The organism is Streptomyces sp. NBC_01571 (assembly GCF_026339875.1).
Lineage (GTDB): Bacteria > Actinomycetota > Actinomycetes > Streptomycetales > Streptomycetaceae > Streptomyces.
The window spans coordinates 2,273,576-2,289,301 of record NZ_JAPEPZ010000001.1; the positions used below are offsets into that span (position 1 = coordinate 2,273,576).

Here is a 15,726-nt window from a genome sequence, read left to right on the forward strand (position 1 = left end):
CACGCCAGGCGCCGTGCCGCGTCCAAGGGGTGCATGCCTGATTCCCGCAGTCCCACACCCCGCGACACTTCTGCCTCATTCAGCTGCCCGAGCTCTGCCCCTACCGCCCAGAAAGAAAGACACCTGATGCCCTACATCGAGTGGCGCGGCAACTTCTGCCGCGTCCGCTGGAACACCGGCAAGAAGAACGACAAAGGCCGGTGGATCTTCGACAGCAAGGGCGGCTTCGACACCGAAGAAGAAGCCCTCGAGTACGGCTTGGACCGTGAGTCGGACATCCGCAACGACCGGTACATCAGCCGTCGCGACGGCGCGGTCCTCATGACCGAATACGTCAAGACGTGGCAGCAGACTCTCGACGTCGGCCACCTCCGCAAGAGGAACATCGAGTCCATCGTCCGGCTCTACATCGAGCCGCGCTGGGGCGAGATGGCCGTTGCCGACATCAAGCCATCTCTGTGCCGGGCTTGGGAGATCTGGCTTAAGGAGCAGGACCACATCGGCTACCGCTACCGCGGCGAGATCCTGCTCATTTTCAGCATGATGATGGACGACGCCGTCGATGACGGTCTCCGGCAGACGTCGCCCGTACAGAAGAAGAAGCGGCGGCGCGGCAAGTACAAGAAGAAGCCGCGCGAGCGGAAGCGCAACCTGCGCATCGAGGACGTCCACCAGCTCGCCTGCAACGCCCTCTCGTTCTGGGGGTTCCCTGGCTACGTGTACGTGTGGACGTTTGCCATGACCGGCATGCGGCCCGCTGAGTTGTACGGGCTGCGCCCCGAGTACTGCCACCCCAACTGGCCTGCCTCCGACCCGTTGGACGATCCCGACGAGGAGGACCGCGAGGACCGGCACGCCGAAGACCTGGAACGGTACGGCCCCGACCTCATGCCGGCCATCCGCGTGCAGTGGCAGCATCAGCGCCTTGAAGGAACAGGAAAGCCCGGCCTGTACGTGCCGAAGTACGAGAGCCGGCGCACACTCGTCGTGCCGCCGTTCCTGGCCGAGCTGCTGGAGATGCTGCTCGCAGGCCGGGAGCCCGAGTGGGTTTTTACCTCAATCAATGACGGCCCGCTCATCAACGCGAACTTCCCCTACCACTACTGGAGGAAGTTCGCTGACGGGCGCGACGCCAGGGAGGAATTCGAGCGGGTACGGCTCGGGCAGAAGCAGACCGTCGACTCGCGACGTCCCCTGCCGGAGTTGCCGGCCGTGGAGCGCTGGAAGAACAAGCGGCAGTACCTGATGCGTCACGGACACAAGGAGTGGATCGATGAGGACGGCCACAGCCGCGTCGCCACTGAATCCCGGATGGGCCACGAGCTGGCCGGCGTCGAGGGGTTGTACTCCAACGTGACACCGGCAATGGAGAAGGCCATCATGAAGACGCTGCAGGCGCGGTGGGAGAACTTCGTGCTCACACTCCCCGAGGGGTGGGAGCCGCCCCCGTCTCCCAGTCCTCTCCCAGTTGATCTTTCGGGCTGGATGGCGTTGCAGGTCAAGACTGCCAAGGCTAAGTGGTCATAGGTTTGTTCATGAAGTTCATCTCCCACAAGAGCTTCATGCCGTTCGTCTGGTACCGGATCGCGCTCGGCATCGTCATCATCGCCCTGGTGGCGGCCGGCGGACTGAGCCCCCACGCCGCCGAGTCGGCGGGCTGACGATTCGGCTTCACGGCGCTTGTCGCGTCACGGGCGTGACGGGCAGCAGGGCGGGCGCCCAGGACTCCCGCACGATCCGCGCCCGGTGGCGGGGCGGGGCAGGGCGGCCGGCGTCACCCGTGGCCGTCGGACCGGGTCTGGTCCCGGCCTCCCGCGGCGGCGCCCCCACGGGCCGTGACGAAGCGCATACGGCATGAGTAGCCGACCGGTAGCGCAGTGTCAGTCCATGCCCCTAGGCTGGTGCGCATGTCCCCCGACTTCGCGTTCTCTGGTTCCGTGCGGTCCGCTGCCGCGTTAAACGAGCAGATCCGCGCCCTGTGGATGCGCGCCGGTGGCTCCTTGTCCGCCCAGGAGCGCGCGGAGTACGAGCTGTTGGTCGTGAAGTGGGCGGAAGCGATCCGCGGTGAGGTCATCGAGGCGGCCTGACCCTCTCCACTCCGCAGGACGTCGTGCCGGTCGGCGCGCACTGACCGCGTGCGACCGGAGCGGCACGAGCGCGGTGACCGTCCGCCGGGCCCGAGCCCGCGCATCAGCGCCCCACTTCACTCGGGCCGGCAGGTGCCGCATCCCGTCCGGGTGGGCTGTCGCGACACGGCGACGGAGCTCACGATCCACGGCCGGTGTCCCAGGGCGCGTTGTGAAAGTGGCCATTTTGTGAGCCGTCTTGCGGACGGGCTACCCCCGGAACACGGCGGCCACAGCGATTCTCCTCGCGCACGGGGCGGCCCCCGAGTTGCCGAACGGCTTCGGGCGAACGCCCACACAGGTTGCGGAGTACTACGAGCACGACAGGGCTCAAGACTTGATCAGGCGGTTCACAGCCGCTCGTTGAGGACGGCGATCAGCACGGTCGCCTCGTAGCGGACGGCGAGTTCGTCGTATCTCGTGGCGACCGCGCGGTGGCGCTTGAGACGATTGACGCCCCATTCGACCGCGGGGCGCCCGCGGTGGTCGGACTTGTCGAATTTCGGCGGTCGGCCACCGCCCGAGCCGAGCCCCAGCCGGTTGCGGATCCGGTCAGCCGGAACGGGGCCGCCCTCGAAAGGCGTGCGCCAGTCCGTCCCTTCGCTCATCATGACGAGCCGCGAGTTGGCAGCCGAGATGAGGAGTTCCCACCCGCCATGTGCTTCCGGCCGATCCGGACCCCGTGTGTCCGACGGGTCGGCACGGTCCCTGCGACTCTCCCGGCTACGCTCGCGCGGGAGCGCCCCGCAGCGCGTGGCTGCGGGGCGCCTGGTGGGGTTTAGTCGACCATCTGCCCGTCGAACGAACCACCGCTGCATGTGTTGTTCGCCCAGTTGACCGTTCCGCCGCCCTGCTCGCACTCACCCGGGGTGAGACTGGCGGCGGTGGCGGTGGCGGCGCCTGTGAGGCCGAGTCCGGCGAGGGCTGCCGTGGCGATGACGGCGGCGAGGATTCGTCGAATGCGCATTTGGTTCCCCTTTCACGGAATGCCTCGATTGGGGCACTAGTCAGCTTCACCTTCACCCATGTGGGTGGCACGCCATGTTGCGCCATTCGGGTGACATCGCTGGCGGGGTGCGGGGCGGTGACGCGACCTGTCAGACAGGCCCCAGGGAATCTCGCCACCGGTGCGGGTTGCGTCGGGTCGTGACGGGTCCCGTGGGATGCGCTGTGCCGGGAAGATGAGGTGTCCCGATGGCGGGGCCCGCTACAGCTGGACACGGGACAACTTGGGGTACTCGAGGCGGTGCTGGACGCCGGTCCTGCCGCCTCCGGCTGGAGTGACCAGTGCTGGACGCCGGCCCGGATCGCCGAGATCGTGCGCCGCCGATTCGGCGACGAGTACACCTCGGCCGGGCTGGACCTGCTGCTGCACCGCATCGGCTGGAGCGTGCGGGTGCCCTCCCGCAAGGCCGCCGAGCGCAACGAGGCGAGGATCGCCGCCTGGGAAGACCGGCCTCGGCTTCCCACCGCCGTGACCTCAGCCGTTGAAGATCTCTAAAGGTTGTCCCGTAAGGCTCGTGTCCTGGGAGGACGTCCCGATGGTGAGCATGGAGGCGTGGGAGGAGACGCGTCGCCGACTGCACTTCGGGCAGCGTATTTCCGGAAGGGTGGTCCAGGTACCAAGACCGGGCACGATCGGCGTCTTCGTAGACCTCGGACTCGTCGTCGGCGGCTTCGTCGACATGCTGTTGCTGCCGGAAGATGCCGCTCGGTGGCCGACGGAGGGCACCGAAGAACTCGTAGCGCTCCTGGTCCGCGTCCGCGACGGGGTCCGGCGCGCCGGCTTTCCTGCTGCCGGTCAGCTCTCGTCCAACCTCTTGGCCTTGTTCGGCTGCCGGGCGGGGACGTTGTACTTCGCGACGATGTTCCACAGCGTCCCGATCCCCCAGGGCACACCCTTGGCCTTCGCGAGCGAGGCGACCGGGAGGTCCGGGTCGGCCAGCAGCTCGTCGGCGAGTGCCTTCTGTGCGGCTGCTCGCAGCACGACCTCTTCGGCGACGTTGTCCTCCCACGCCTTGATCGCGGCGCGCGTGGCGTCGCTTAGCTCGTGGTCGGGCTGGATCTGAGCTCCTGGCTTCCTGGGCATGCATCCAAACTTCCATAAATGGACTTTGTAAAACGCGATTGGCGAGTTACGCCCGTGCTGCTGGCTCCGGGCCGGCTGAGGTACGGCACACGAACCGCTGCGGCGCGCGCGAGCGGGGCGTCAGCGTTAGGCGGACGGAAGCAAGCGTCTCTGGCTCACTTCGACCTCAACGCGGTGCTAGCGCTTCTATGTCGCGCGCCAGAGTCAAGCAGCTGTCGACAAAGTCCCGCGCGGCTACTGACGTTACGGTCTGGTCCAGGTGCGCGGCTCGATTGCGGAGGTCGCGCAGCCGATCGAAGACCACAACGGAATCCAGGGACAGGCCGCGTGACGCCAACCATCGACGGACCATTGCGGGGCTCCGTTGGGTCGGATGTTGTGTACGCGGGCCTTCGACCGATGCGATCACGTCGTCGCAGAGGTCGTTGAGGATCTCCCAGGACCCAAGGATTGCTCTGAGAGGGGAGACTTCAGCTGTGCTCCGCAAGTCTCGTAGAGCGGCTAGCCTCTGGCGGCGGTGACCTACATCCGCGCCGTACGTCCCACCAGGTGCGGCTGGATTGGGTGGCCGCGGAGGGAGTTGGCGATGCTGCGGATAGCCATAACCGGATGGCCAATGGGATTCCCCTGACGGAAGTGATGGCTCTGCAGGCGAGGGCCGAGGTTCGGTCGGGGGTGTAGCGGGTGCGGGACCTTGTGGCCCGTTCCAGGGGGGCGGGTATCGGTGGTCGTTCTGGTTCGGGCCGCCCTGGTGGGGAACGGGCGTAGGGTCCTCTTCTTCCGTCTCACCCTCGTCCGAGGCAGGCTGTTGAGGTTGAGGTGATGGCCACCATGGCGGAGGAGTGGGGGGTATTGGTGACTGGTCCGCGCCCGCTGCGCTTTCGGCCTGTTGCAGTACGTCCCGAATCTCTGCAGCGAACTCGATGGAGCCGGCAAGGGTCTCCACACGCGTCATTCGCGCAACAGCCGCCCGTAATTGGGTGCGTAAGGTCCAGATCGCGCCAAAGGCAACGGCAGGCCACGCCAGAGCGTGAAGGTATTTAAGAACCAACTCTGCAATCTCCACGAGATCATACTCAGGCCCAACCTGGGTTCTGGTTATGGGAGTTAGGGATCCGTGACAGATGTGCAACGCGACAGGCGTTGCGAGGCGTTCATGTCGACCGTGCGTCGGTGTGTCATGGCCTTGAAGGGTCGCCCCAGCCTCTCTGGGGGAGTGACGCAGTGCGTTGCGTTCCTGATCCTGGGCAACGGCTCGGGAGCCCGCGAGATCGCGCCTGATGTCAGGCGTGGGTGGTAGCCCGACCCAGACGTAGCGGGCCGCTGGGTGCGACCCGCCCGATCAGGGGGATTCTTGGCAGGTCCGACAGAGGTGGCCTCCCACCAGGACCTTCTTTGGCCGCGGGAAGCATTCGTGACCGAGGCGGCGCAGGACGCGGTGCGGCCCAGGGCTTGATCAAGTTCCGTAGGTGTCTGGTTCGGTTGTGATGCCCAGGATGTGGAGTGCTCGTTCGGGTTCGTTTCGAATCGCTCGGGTGGTTTTGGCGATGTTGTCGGATCCGAGGGTCTTCAGGACGCCGATGGCGAGGTTGCGGAGGGTTGCCATGGCGCGGGGTGCGGTGCCGGTGTGGACGGTGGAGGCGTCTTCGGCGAAGGTGACGTCCCTGATGTGGTGTGAGGAGTTCTCGATCCCCCAGTGCCCGCGGATCGCGGTGGCAAGGCCGGCGGGGCCGGTCTGGTGGGCGTCGAGGCTGGTGACGGCGTAGAGGCTCTCCCGGGTCTCGCGCTGGCCGGTTTGCTTGCGGCGGCGGTGGACACGGATGGCCAGGCGGCCGTGGGGGAAGGAGATCCCGCCGAGTTCGTCCGGGACGGCGCAGGTCTTGATCGAGCGGGACTCGCGCCTGCCGTGCCCGGTGGTGGAGGCGGTGTGCTGGACGGGAATATCGCGCCACGGCAGGTCCGCGAGCTGGCTGTGGGCGGTCGGCTGGTTGGTCTTGATCACGGCGATGTAGTGGGCCTTCTTCGTCTCGACCAGCCAGGAGACGTTCGCCTTGACCGAGTGCAGCGCGTCGAAGGTGACGACGGTGCCGGCCAGGTCCAGCGGTGCCAGGAGCGGTTGGAAATGTGTGGTTTCGTTCGTCTTCGCGCCCACTTCCACCTGCGCGAGGGTGACGACCGGGGCGTGGGTGACCGCGGAGAGCAGATGCCGGCGCTTCGCGGTCAGACGGGCTGATCCCTTGAGTGTCTTGCCGTCGACAGCGATCACACACGGCCGCCCGGACGCCGAGGGCGATGGCCTGTGGGCCGGCTCGGTGGCGACGCGGTGCCGGTCGGCGAGGTAGGCTCCCACCGCCCGGTCCAGGGCGTCACCGTCAACGGTCCCCAGCACCCGGCCGATCGTGGCCGGTGACGGAGTGCGTCGCCAGCCGAGCAGGTGACGCCGGATCCCGATCACTACCAGGAGTGCGTTCGAGGCGCGCTGGCCCCACTCGGCGAGTTCCTCGATGCTCCTCGCTCCCGACACGGCCGCACAGGCGCACACCAGCAAGATCGCGGTCAGTGAGTACCAACGGCCCCGCCGCGAGCGCGGATCGGGCACCGCATCGAGGTAGGAACGCAGATCGGCGACCTGACCGGCGTCCAGCGGACCCAGCCTCATCAGCACGGCAGGGACCGGAGAAGATATTGCAGCAGGCACGGGCCACCTCGTGATCATCGGGCGTAGGAACCACAATGATCACGAAACCCGTGCCTGCCCTGCTATCCACCCCAACCGACGACAGCCCGGCCAACCCTCACCACCCCGGAACTTGCAGCCGCCCTGGGTGCGGCCAAGGCCACGAGTGCTCTACGCGGCCGAAGAACGTCCGCACGGGAAGCAGCGTTTACCGCAGCTGCGCGGGGCGCGACTCGAAGGCCGCCAAGGCAGAGTTCCAAGCTCGGCTCACGGAGGCCGGCGCGACTCTCCTCGAACCGAAGTGGCTCGGCTGCAACAAACCCCACCGGGTCCGCTGCGTCAAGGGCCACATCTGCTTTCGCCGGCCGACCAGCTTGCAACAAGGAGGGGGCGTCCGCTGGGTCTGCGCAGGGCGCGACCCCATCAACTCTGAAGTGCTGTTCCGGGCGAGGCTCCTGGAGATGGGGGCAACTCTCATCGAACCCGGATGGCTCGGATGCGACAAGCCGCACCGTGTGCGCTGCGCCGGGGACAACTCGTCGCCCCGCATCCCAGGAACGTGCAACGCGGATCTGGGATCTGCCGCGTCTGCTCCAGCAGGGCGACCGTCCTGTACGTCGTCGTGGACGACTGCGCTGACGTCCTCAAGTTCGGCATCACCACCGGTAACCCCAAGATTCGCCTGCGCCACCACAGGCGGGACGGACATCGGCGGGCTGCGCGCATCCACACCGGCTTGCCCGAAGGCGCGGCTCTTGAGATCGAGCGCGCCCTGATTTAACGCCCTGCGCGACGTGGGTGAGAGCCCCGTGCGCGGTCGCGAGTACTTCCCCGGCCGGGTCCAACCCCTGGTCGTCCACCTGATCGACAACCACCCCCACATCCTCCTTCAGAAAGGCAGTTGACTGATGAAGCCCCTGACCCGCCTGCTCGCGCTCGCCCCGGAGTGGCCCGAGCCGCCCGCCTCCGCACCGCCCGCCCTGAACCTCACCTGGTGGGACACCATCCGTCCAACGCCGACCCGCTCACGGGCGGCATCATCGACAGCCTTCTGCAGGCCGAGGGTGCGCTCGCTCCCGTGGCCACCGTCGAATGGGCTCCCGACGTGGGCGCCCGCTACGGCAAGGGCTGGATGTGGCGGTGCCGCGGGTACGTGACCGGCGCACCGGTCCGCCGCGCCAACCCCATGGACTCGACTGCCGAGAAGCCTGGCGCGGCACCACCCGCGATGACGCCCGCGGCGCCTTCGCCGCCAACATCCGCACTGCCCATCCGGACGCGGCCGTCATGTGCGACGCCCGCCGTGCCCAGGCCGTCCGCCTCTGGACCTGACCCTCCCCGCCACGCTCCCTCACCCCACACCAGGAGGAACCGCCGTGAACGACTTCTTCGCCGCCGCCCGCCGTCTGCGCCTCGGAGCTGACCTCTTCGACCGCCACGGCCGCCACCGCAACCGCGACCTGAACGGCATCGTGGCCGGGGGATTCCGCACGGCAGCTGACGCCTTCGAGGACACCGTCCCCTGCATCCCGCCGCTGGGGGACCTCGCCTCGGTGAGCGGTGAACTGGCCCGCCGGGACTTCGAACTGCGGAACCGGCGCACCGTCCTGCTCCGCGGCGGCTCCCTCGGCTCGCCCGACGAGACCGCGAGCTGGGCGCTGCGCGCACTGGCCACGATCCACTACAGCCACGAGCGCCTGGCCGCCGAGGTCAAGACGGACAACACCAAGCCCGGCAACAAGGGCCGCCCGCTCGTCCAGTTGCTCCCCGCCGCACGGACGGCACCCGACCACCGCGATGCCTGACAACCCCACCCGACCGAAGGGAAGACCCCATGTTCACGACGTACCAGGCCGAGGCCCCCGCCACCCTCCGCATGCGCTGTGTGCGCTGCGCCCTGGAAGGCCTCGACACCACGGCGGAGGTCCTGGTGAGCGCCACCAGCGGGCACGGCATGGCCGCCTGCGCCCCACACCGAGAGGTCACCCTCGGCACGTTCACCGCGGCCGACGTCGTGGAGCTCCGTGCGGTGTTCACACTCACCGGGATGGCCTGCACGGGAGAGCCCCTGATGGTCGTTGCCGAGCCGGACCGGCCACGGCCGCCCGTCGTCCCGGTCGTGGCGCCCAAGCTGCTGGAACTCCAGGAGACGGCGCGGGACGCCGCGAGGCGGGCGGGCCCCCTCGACGGGCACAAGCTGATCGCTGCCCTCGCCGCGTGCGGCATCCCGGCCTGGCTCGCCGAGGACAGCGGCATCTCCTACATCCTCGCCGCCCTCGACCGGACGGCCGACGAGGGAAAGGCGCACACCGGCCCGAAGGTGTACTCGGGCGAGAACGCGGACCTGGACCCGGCCGACCACACCGACCCCTGGACGTGTGCCCGGTACGACGGCACGGGCGAGTTCGCCGACATCCTGTTCACCGCACGGACCGGGGAGGGCCTCTACGCCGAGTGCGCGCACGCCGCTCTGTGCCTGGCGGCCTGGCCAGATGCGCACGGCCACCGGTACCCGCGCGCCCGACCTGCGACTTCTTGCCCGTCCCTTTACTCAATCGATTTTACTAACACTGTTAGGCGAAGTTGATTTTATAACAAATGAATGTGTAGCCACTCACCCACTTCAGCCCCCCCCATTCGGCGGCACTAGTGTCGACTTCGATCGCGCGACGTTCAGCGGCAGCACGGTAAATTTTGACAGCGCGCAGTTCAGCGGCGAGCGATCCACACTAACGACGCGGTGTTTAGCGGTGGCACGATCAACTTCGGCAGCTCGACGTTCAGTGGCGGGACGGTCAACTTCGGCGGCTCAACGTTCAGCGGAGTCGTCATTGATTGGGGGCCGTTCCCGCAGCCTGCCGGGGCGTGAATGATTCCCGCACGATGACCTACAAGGATGCTGCGGGGGACGTGGCGGAGCAAATGCGAGTTATCGAACCAGTTCATGGCGGTACTCAAGGACGCGCGCGAGTGGAGTTCGAAGACGGCAAGATGCCTGGTTTCCTCTGGGCTTAGTCCCGGAACACCGACCTCTTGTACCCAAGAATCTTCATGGCCTCGTCCTTCTTCTTTCCCCCCTCGAATTGACTCATATGGGCCGCCATCGCGGCCGGGTCCTGGACCTTGAGAAGGTACTCGGCCATTTCCTCCTTCTTGACCGCTTCACGGAACTCACCCTCGGTCAGCGGGGCCACCCCCTCCTCCAGCGAATCCTTCCGCTCGATCGCGACGATGTCGTAGGGTGCGCCCTGCTTCGCGATCCAGCCGTGCTCGGAGCCGGTAGCGCCCTTCGCCAGATACTTCCTCTTGATCCGGATGGTGAGCACGTATCCAAACCGGGCTTCCGACGCGAATTTGGTCGCTATTTCAGCATCCGTAGAAAATTCGATCAGACTCGCGGTCTCCTCGTTGCGGTGCTGACTCACGTATCCTTCGACGTGCTCACGCTCGGGCTTCGTAGCGTGCTCGTCAGGTTTCTGGACCATCTTCGGGAGGCTGACGAAAGAGCCGCGAATCACCTCCTTCTGGAGATGCTTCCTCTGCGTGGGAGTCACACCGCGCTTCAGATAAACTTCCTGTTCGCTGTCCTCGGGCAGCGATGCGATGTGGTCTTCGGCGCTGAGTTCCAGAGGTTGATCCTGCAGCGCGATCCGTCTGCCGGCCTGGGCCCCCTCCGACTGCTCGCCCTCTTCCATCATCCGCTGCACGGGTTCGTGCATCCGCTGGACGGGATCGGGCATCCGCTGCACGGGTTCGTGCGAGCCGTTCGCCGCACGGCGCGGGGCGGTGACGGAGGGGGCGGTCGTCTCACCCGCGGCGTAGGCGTGGCCGTCCCTCTCCGCTGCCCGTTCGGAGTCCTGCTTCGGGTCGGTGACGGTGACTCCGGCCCCGTTGCCGTGACCCGTCTCCGGCATGCCCTTGAGGTTCTTGTCCACATGACTGAGCTCGTGGCCGATCAGCCTCTCGTCCCCTACGGACCCCGCCGAGAGGAAGATGTGGTTGCCGACGGTCATGGCCTGGGCCCCCAGCGCCGCCGTGGCACGCTGGGCCACCGCGTCACGGTGGACGCGCGTGGAGGAGAGCCCCTCGTTCTGATAGAACGCCCCCGCCTTCGCCACCACCGACGAAGGCAACGACTCGCTCGACGAGTTCATGGCCGCGGCGAGCAGGGCGCCCTGCCCTTCCGGGCTGGTGTCCCGCACCCTGCCGCGGACGGGTCCGTCCTCCTCCTCGGCGCGCGCGACGGTGGCGCCGTCCAAGGAACGCTGCACCGGAGGTTCCTGCGCCTGGTGCCCGCATCCAAGACCGTGCTGATGCCGGTCCTGCGCCCCCGGATGCCCGGCCTGCCGCAGCATCTCGGCAACCGCCTTGTTCCCGGTATGGCTCTGCAGGGCAAGCATTCGTTGCACCGCCGTTCCGGCGAATGCGGGAGTCGCTCGCGGGCGCCGAGGTGCCGGCCCTTTCCCCGTCGTGGCGTTCTCTTCACGGGCCAGTCCCATACGTCTTCCTCCGGCATCAAAGACGACCAACCGCGTCACGCTCGCACGGAAGCGGCCACGTTCCCAGGGCCGCGGGGGCAGAGTTGCAGCCCCAAAGGCGGTCGTCACCACGTCCGTACGGTCTTCGGCCGAACCCCGGCGGCGAAGTGGATCTGCGCCGGCACCCGCCGAAAACGCCCCGCGAGCCCCGTACCGCCGCGCGTGCGCCGGTGGCTCACCGGCCTCCGGACACCCGCAGCACCGCTCCCGTGGCGTACGAGGCGTCGGGCGACATCAACCACGCGACGGCGGCGGCGACTTCCTCCGCCCGGCCGACCCGGCGCAGCGGGATCGAGGAGGCGGCGCGCTCGGCGCGGCCCGGGTCGCCCATGGCCGCGTGCATCTCGGTGTCGATCATGCCGGGCGCGACGGCGTTGACCCGGATGCCGTCCGGGCCGAGTTCCTTCGCGAGGCCCACCGTCAGGGCGTCGACGGCGGCCTTCGTGGCCGCGTAGTGGACGAACTCCCCGGGACTGCCGAGGGTCGCCGCCGCCGAGGACACGTTCACGATGACGCCGCTCCCCCGGGCCGCCATGGACCGGGCGGCCCGCCGCGAACACAGCAGCGTGCCCAGCAGGTTGACGTCCACCACGCGCCGCAGGTCGGCGGGGTCGGTGTCCGCGAGCCGTCCGAGCGGACCGGTCACACCGGCGTTGTTCACCAGCCCGCTGACGGGCCCGAGACGGTCCGCCGCCGTGTCGAAGAGCCGCTCCACGTCGTCCGCGTCGGAGGTGTCCACCCGTACCGTGACACAGCGCGACCCCGCCGCACGGACGGCCGTCGCGGTCGACTCCGCGGCCGCGCCGTCACGCACGTAGCCCACCACCACATCGTGTCCGTCCGCCGCCAGGCGGGCGGAGATCGCGGCGCCGATCCCCCGGCTGCCACCCGTGACCACAGTGACCGGGCGTGTCATGCGTACCTCCTCCTCGCGGGCACTCCCACATTACGCCCGCTCCCGATCATGACTCCGACCCGCGCACCCCTCCACGACACCGGCCGTACACCCCTCGGATGATCAGAACATCGGACGGGTTACCATATGAGCGCCGCCTAGCTCGAAAGATAGACCTGTGACTGTCAACGACGACTCGTTCACCAACTGGAAGACCCGCGAGGAGATCGCGGAGTCGATGATCCCGATCATCGGGAAGCTGCACCGGGAGCGGGACGTCACGGTCCTCCTCCACAGCCGCTCCTTGGTGAACAAGTCGGTGGTCAGCCTTCTCAAGACCCACCGGTTCGCCCGGCAGATCGCCGGTGCGGAGCTCTCCGTCACCGAGACGCTGCCGTTCCTCCAGGCGCTGACCACGCTCGATCTCGGGCCCTCCCAGATCGACCTCGGCATGCTCGCCGCGACGTACCGGAGCGACGACCTCGGGCTCTCCGTACAGGAGTTCACCGCCAGGGCCGTCGCCGGCGCCACCGGCGCGGGCAAGATCGAGCGCCGCGAGCCGCGCGACGTCGTCCTCTACGGTTTCGGCCGCATCGGCCGGCTCGTCGCCCGCCTGCTGATCGAGAAGGCCGGCTCCGGCAACGGTCTGCGGCTGCGCGCCGTCGTCGTCCGCCAGGGCGGGGACCAGGACATCGTCAAGCGCGCCTCGCTGCTGCGCCGCGACTCCATCCACGGCCAGTTCCAGGGCACGATCACCGTCGACGAGGCGAACAGCACGATCATCGCCAACGGCAACGAGATCAAGGTGATCTACGCCGGCGACCCGAGCGAGGTCGACTACACGGCGTACGGCATCAAGGACGCCATCCTCATCGACAACACCGGCAAGTGGCGTGACCGCGAGGGTCTGTCGAAGCACCTGCGCCCCGGGATCGACAAGGTGGTGCTCACCGCGCCGGGCAAGGGCGACGTCCCCAACATCGTGCACGGCGTCAACCACGACACGATCAAGCCGGACGAGCAGATCCTGTCCTGCGCCTCCTGCACCACCAACGCGATCGTCCCGCCGCTGAAGGCGATGGCCGACGAGTACGGCGTCCTGCGCGGTCATGTGGAGACCGTCCACTCGTTCACCAACGACCAGAACCTGCTGGACAATTACCACAGCTCCGACCGCCGGGGCCGCTCCGCGCCGCTCAACATGGTCATCACCGAGACGGGGGCGGCCTCCGCCGTCGCCAAGGCGCTGCCCGACCTCAAGGCCCCGATCACGGGCAGCTCGATCCGTGTCCCGGTGCCGGACGTCTCGATCGCCATCCTCAGCCTGCGGCTGGGGCGCGAGACCACCCGCGAGGAGGTCCTCGACCACCTCCGCGAGGTGTCGCTGACCTCGCCGCTCAAGCGCCAGATCGACTTCACCACCGCCCCCGACGCGGTGTCGAGCGACTTCATCGGCTCACGCCACGCCTCGATCGTCGACGCCGGTGCCACCAAGGTCGACGGCGACAACGCGATCCTCTACCTCTGGTACGACAACGAGTTCGGCTACTCCTGCCAGGTCATCCGGGTCGTCCAGCACGTCTCCGGGGTCGAGTACCCGACCTATCCGGTGCCGGCCGTCTGATCCGGGCTCAGGACCTGGCGTCCGTACCCGACGTCCCGGTCCCGCGCCTCGTCCGGCCCGTGGGGCAGCCGCGTACCGAACGCGGTTGCCCCCGGCGCCCGTTCGGCCTTCGCGGGCAGGGGGTGGACGCCGAACCGGGCGGACCGGGGCCGGCGGACGCCCACGGCCGCTGAGGGTCGTTTTCTATACTGAGCGGATGATCACTGTGCCGCTCAGCGCGCTGGAAGTAGCCATGGTCCAGACGGACGCCGCGGCCGCCGACACGTTGCGCGACACCACCGAGTTCGCCCGGCGGCTCGAAGACCTCGGATACCAGCGGCTCTGGTATGCCGAACACCACCACTCCCCCGCCATCGGAGCGTTCCCGCCGGTCGTCCTGACCGCGCACGCGGCCGCGTCGACCTCGTCCCTCCGTATCGGATCCGGCGGCGTACTCGCCCCGAACCACGCTCCGATCATGCTCGCGGAGCAGTTCGGCACGCTGGCGGCACTGCACGCGGGCCGGATCGACCTGGGCATCGGCCGCGGACCGGGCACCTTCGACGAGTCCACGGCGCGGGCCCTGCGACGCGGGGCCGGACCGGCCACCGACGACGAGTACCGCGAAGACGTGTCGGAGACCCTGCGGCACCTGGTGGAGGAGGTCGCACTCGACCCGCTCCCGGAGCCCTGGCTGCTGTCCTCGAGCACCGCCGGTGCCGCGCTCGCCGCGGAACTGGGGCTGCCGATCGCCTTCGCCCATCACATCCGTCCCGACAACACCCTCGCCGCGCTCCACCACTACCGGGAGCACTTCTCCCCCTCCCGCTGGTGCGACCGCCCCCGCGTACTGGTCTGCGTGGAAACGGTGTGCGCCGACACGCGGGAGGAAGCCGCCCGGCTCGCGGGCCCGATGGATGTCGTCAAGGCCGGACTGCTCAAGGGGCAGGGCGACATCCCCTTTCCCACGCCCGAGCAGGCGGCCGCCCACTCCTTCACCGCACCGGAGGCGCGGGCCCTGGCGAGCTTCCGCTCCCACCAGGCACACGGCACCCCCGACACCGTCGCGACCCAGCTGACGGACCTGGCGGACGCGACCGGTGCGGACGAACTCATGCTGGTGACACCCGTCTACACGCTGGCCGAGCGCCTGAGGTCCTACGCACTGGTCCGACAGCACGTCATGACGCCGGCGCAGCAGCTCCCGCAGTAGATCGCGGGGTGCGCCGCGGACACTCACGGTCCGGGCGACGAATGTCGCTGCACGCCCCTTGGCTGCGCAGGCCCGGTGGCCAACACTGAGCCGATGACGCAGCGTGTGGAGCTCGCGACCGTGATGGACCGGTTCGCCGTGGACGAACTCGTCACCGAGTACGCGGTGGCCGTCGACGACGGCGACTGGGGGGCGTACCGGCGGCTGTTCGCGCCGGACGGCCGCGCGGACTATCGCTCCGCAGGGGGTATCGAGGGGGACGCCGACCAGGTCGCGGGGTGGCTCGCGCGGAGCATGGAGCTGTTCCCCATGCGCCAGCATCTGATCGTCAACCGACGCGTGCGGTTCGGCGTACTGGACCAGGACAGGGGCGACACGGCCCGGGTGCGGGCCGACTACGTCAATCCGATGCGCCTCGCGGGCGACGACGGGGTATCCACCGCACCGGACTTCGTGTGCGGCGGCCGGTACGCCTTCGGACTGGTGCGTACGGAACTCGGCTGGCGCCTGCGCGAGGTGGTCGTCCAGGAGAAGTGGCGCCGCATGCCGCAGCCGCGTCAGGAACCCGCGGTCACCTGACCGGAC

Annotated in this window: 16 protein-coding genes and 1 pseudogene; 11 read left to right on the top strand and 6 right to left on the bottom strand. The window is 68.4% G+C overall.

Going from position 1 to position 15,726, the window contains the following annotated elements:
* Positions 1-126: 126 nt before the first annotated feature.
* The 3 genes from OHB41_RS10245 to OHB41_RS10255 all read left to right on the top strand — a co-directional run bounded on the left by OHB41_RS10245 (position 127) and on the right by OHB41_RS10255 (position 2,087).
* On the top strand, positions 127-1,527 hold the full coding sequence (locus tag OHB41_RS10245) for an integrase (protein WP_266697524.1): 1,401 nt from the start codon (positions 127-129) through the stop codon (positions 1,525-1,527).
* A gap of 8 nt (positions 1,528-1,535) precedes the next feature.
* Positions 1,536-1,661 carry a UDP pyrophosphate phosphatase gene (locus OHB41_RS10250; RefSeq protein WP_266706566.1) on the top strand — a complete coding sequence of 42 codons (126 nt, stop codon included), beginning with the start codon at positions 1,536-1,538 and terminating at the stop codon, positions 1,659-1,661.
* Between the two features lie 246 nt (positions 1,662-1,907).
* Entirely contained in the window at positions 1,908-2,087 is a 180-nt protein-coding gene (locus tag OHB41_RS10255; protein WP_266697525.1) for a hypothetical protein, read from the top strand.
* Between the two features lie 389 nt (positions 2,088-2,476).
* Here OHB41_RS10255 and OHB41_RS10260 read toward each other — a convergent pair whose 3' ends face one another.
* Positions 2,477-2,737, bottom strand: coding sequence for a hypothetical protein (locus OHB41_RS10260; RefSeq protein WP_266697526.1), 261 nt, complete (start codon positions 2,735-2,737; stop codon positions 2,477-2,479).
* A 167-nt stretch (positions 2,738-2,904) separates the two neighbouring features.
* Positions 2,905-3,093, bottom strand: coding sequence for a hypothetical protein (locus OHB41_RS10265; protein WP_266697527.1), 189 nt, complete (start codon positions 3,091-3,093; stop codon positions 2,905-2,907).
* A 243-nt stretch (positions 3,094-3,336) separates the two neighbouring features.
* On the opposite strand from OHB41_RS10265, the pseudogene OHB41_RS10270 reads away from it, so the two are divergent.
* A pseudogene (locus OHB41_RS10270) lies at positions 3,337-3,579 on the top strand (winged helix-turn-helix domain-containing protein); the annotation flags it as partial.
* A 348-nt stretch (positions 3,580-3,927) separates the two neighbouring features.
* On the opposite strand, the gene OHB41_RS10275 reads toward OHB41_RS10270, so the two are convergent.
* Together OHB41_RS10275 and OHB41_RS10280 are read right to left on the bottom strand one after the other, a co-directional pair.
* The gene (locus OHB41_RS10275; RefSeq protein ID WP_266697529.1) at positions 3,928-4,215 is read right to left on the bottom strand and encodes a hypothetical protein; all 288 of its coding nucleotides are present in this window, start codon (positions 4,213-4,215) and stop codon (positions 3,928-3,930) included.
* 1,456 nt (positions 4,216-5,671) lie between these two features.
* Positions 5,672-6,874 carry an ISAs1 family transposase gene (locus OHB41_RS10280; RefSeq protein WP_266705556.1) on the bottom strand — a complete coding sequence of 401 codons (1,203 nt, stop codon included), beginning with the start codon at positions 6,872-6,874 and terminating at the stop codon, positions 5,672-5,674.
* 577 nt (positions 6,875-7,451) lie between these two features.
* Here OHB41_RS10280 and OHB41_RS10285 point away from each other — a divergent pair.
* From OHB41_RS10285 to OHB41_RS10300, 4 genes are all read left to right on the top strand, one after another.
* A complete protein-coding gene (locus OHB41_RS10285; protein ID WP_266697530.1) occupies positions 7,452-7,673 on the top strand; it encodes a hypothetical protein in 222 nt (73 codons plus the stop codon).
* Positions 7,674-8,032: 359 nt separating this feature from the next.
* The gene (locus OHB41_RS10290) at positions 8,033-8,224 is read left to right on the top strand and encodes a hypothetical protein (RefSeq protein ID WP_266697531.1); all 192 of its coding nucleotides are present in this window, start codon (positions 8,033-8,035) and stop codon (positions 8,222-8,224) included.
* Positions 8,225-8,268: 44 nt separating this feature from the next.
* Complete coding sequence (locus OHB41_RS10295; RefSeq protein WP_266697532.1) at positions 8,269-8,697, top strand: hypothetical protein; 429 nt, start codon at positions 8,269-8,271, stop codon at positions 8,695-8,697.
* A gap of 29 nt (positions 8,698-8,726) precedes the next feature.
* A complete protein-coding gene (locus OHB41_RS10300) occupies positions 8,727-9,479 on the top strand; it encodes a hypothetical protein (protein ID WP_266697533.1) in 753 nt (250 codons plus the stop codon).
* Positions 9,480-9,903: 424 nt separating this feature from the next.
* Here OHB41_RS10300 and OHB41_RS10305 read toward each other — a convergent pair whose 3' ends face one another.
* Together OHB41_RS10305 and OHB41_RS10310 are read right to left on the bottom strand one after the other, a co-directional pair.
* Positions 9,904-11,292, bottom strand: a complete 1,389-nt coding sequence (locus OHB41_RS10305; protein ID WP_266697534.1) for an eCIS core domain-containing protein — start codon at positions 11,290-11,292, stop codon at positions 9,904-9,906.
* A gap of 313 nt (positions 11,293-11,605) precedes the next feature.
* Complete coding sequence (locus OHB41_RS10310; RefSeq protein ID WP_266697535.1) at positions 11,606-12,346, bottom strand: SDR family NAD(P)-dependent oxidoreductase; 741 nt, start codon at positions 12,344-12,346, stop codon at positions 11,606-11,608.
* A gap of 157 nt (positions 12,347-12,503) precedes the next feature.
* Between OHB41_RS10310 and OHB41_RS10315 the strand changes: the two genes are divergently transcribed.
* The 3 genes from OHB41_RS10315 (at position 12,504) to OHB41_RS10325 (ending at position 15,720) form a co-directional block, all read left to right on the top strand.
* Positions 12,504-13,949, top strand: coding sequence for a glyceraldehyde-3-phosphate dehydrogenase (locus tag OHB41_RS10315; RefSeq protein ID WP_266697536.1), 1,446 nt, complete (start codon positions 12,504-12,506; stop codon positions 13,947-13,949).
* Positions 13,950-14,145: 196 nt separating this feature from the next.
* Positions 14,146-15,141 carry an LLM class flavin-dependent oxidoreductase gene (locus OHB41_RS10320; protein ID WP_266697537.1) on the top strand — a complete coding sequence of 332 codons (996 nt, stop codon included), beginning with the start codon at positions 14,146-14,148 and terminating at the stop codon, positions 15,139-15,141.
* A gap of 93 nt (positions 15,142-15,234) precedes the next feature.
* Positions 15,235-15,720, top strand: a complete 486-nt coding sequence (locus OHB41_RS10325; RefSeq protein WP_266697538.1) for a nuclear transport factor 2 family protein — start codon at positions 15,235-15,237, stop codon at positions 15,718-15,720.
* Positions 15,721-15,726 lie beyond the last annotated feature (6 nt).

Coding starts and splice junctions, on each gene's coding strand:
- OHB41_RS10245 (WP_266697524.1), top strand. CDS start 127: ATGCCCTACATCGAGTGGCGCGGCAACTTCTGCCGCGTCCGCTGGAAC.
- OHB41_RS10250 (WP_266706566.1), top strand. CDS start 1,536: ATGAAGTTCATCTCCCACAAGAGCTTCATGCCGTTCGTCTGGTACCGG.
- OHB41_RS10255 (WP_266697525.1), top strand. CDS start 1,908: ATGTCCCCCGACTTCGCGTTCTCTGGTTCCGTGCGGTCCGCTGCCGCG.
- OHB41_RS10260 (WP_266697526.1), bottom strand. CDS start 2,737: ATGATGAGCGAAGGGACGGACTGGCGCACGCCTTTCGAGGGCGGCCCC.
- OHB41_RS10265 (WP_266697527.1), bottom strand. CDS start 3,093: ATGCGCATTCGACGAATCCTCGCCGCCGTCATCGCCACGGCAGCCCTC.
- OHB41_RS10275 (WP_266697529.1), bottom strand. CDS start 4,215: ATGCCCAGGAAGCCAGGAGCTCAGATCCAGCCCGACCACGAGCTAAGC.
- OHB41_RS10280 (WP_266705556.1), bottom strand. CDS start 6,874: ATGAGGCTGGGTCCGCTGGACGCCGGTCAGGTCGCCGATCTGCGTTCC.
- OHB41_RS10300 (WP_266697533.1), top strand. CDS start 8,727: ATGTTCACGACGTACCAGGCCGAGGCCCCCGCCACCCTCCGCATGCGC.
- OHB41_RS10305 (WP_266697534.1), bottom strand. CDS start 11,292: ATGCTTGCCCTGCAGAGCCATACCGGGAACAAGGCGGTTGCCGAGATG.
- OHB41_RS10310 (WP_266697535.1), bottom strand. CDS start 12,346: ATGACACGCCCGGTCACTGTGGTCACGGGTGGCAGCCGGGGGATCGGC.
- OHB41_RS10320 (WP_266697537.1), top strand. CDS start 14,146: ATGATCACTGTGCCGCTCAGCGCGCTGGAAGTAGCCATGGTCCAGACG.
- OHB41_RS10325 (WP_266697538.1), top strand. CDS start 15,235: ATGACGCAGCGTGTGGAGCTCGCGACCGTGATGGACCGGTTCGCCGTG.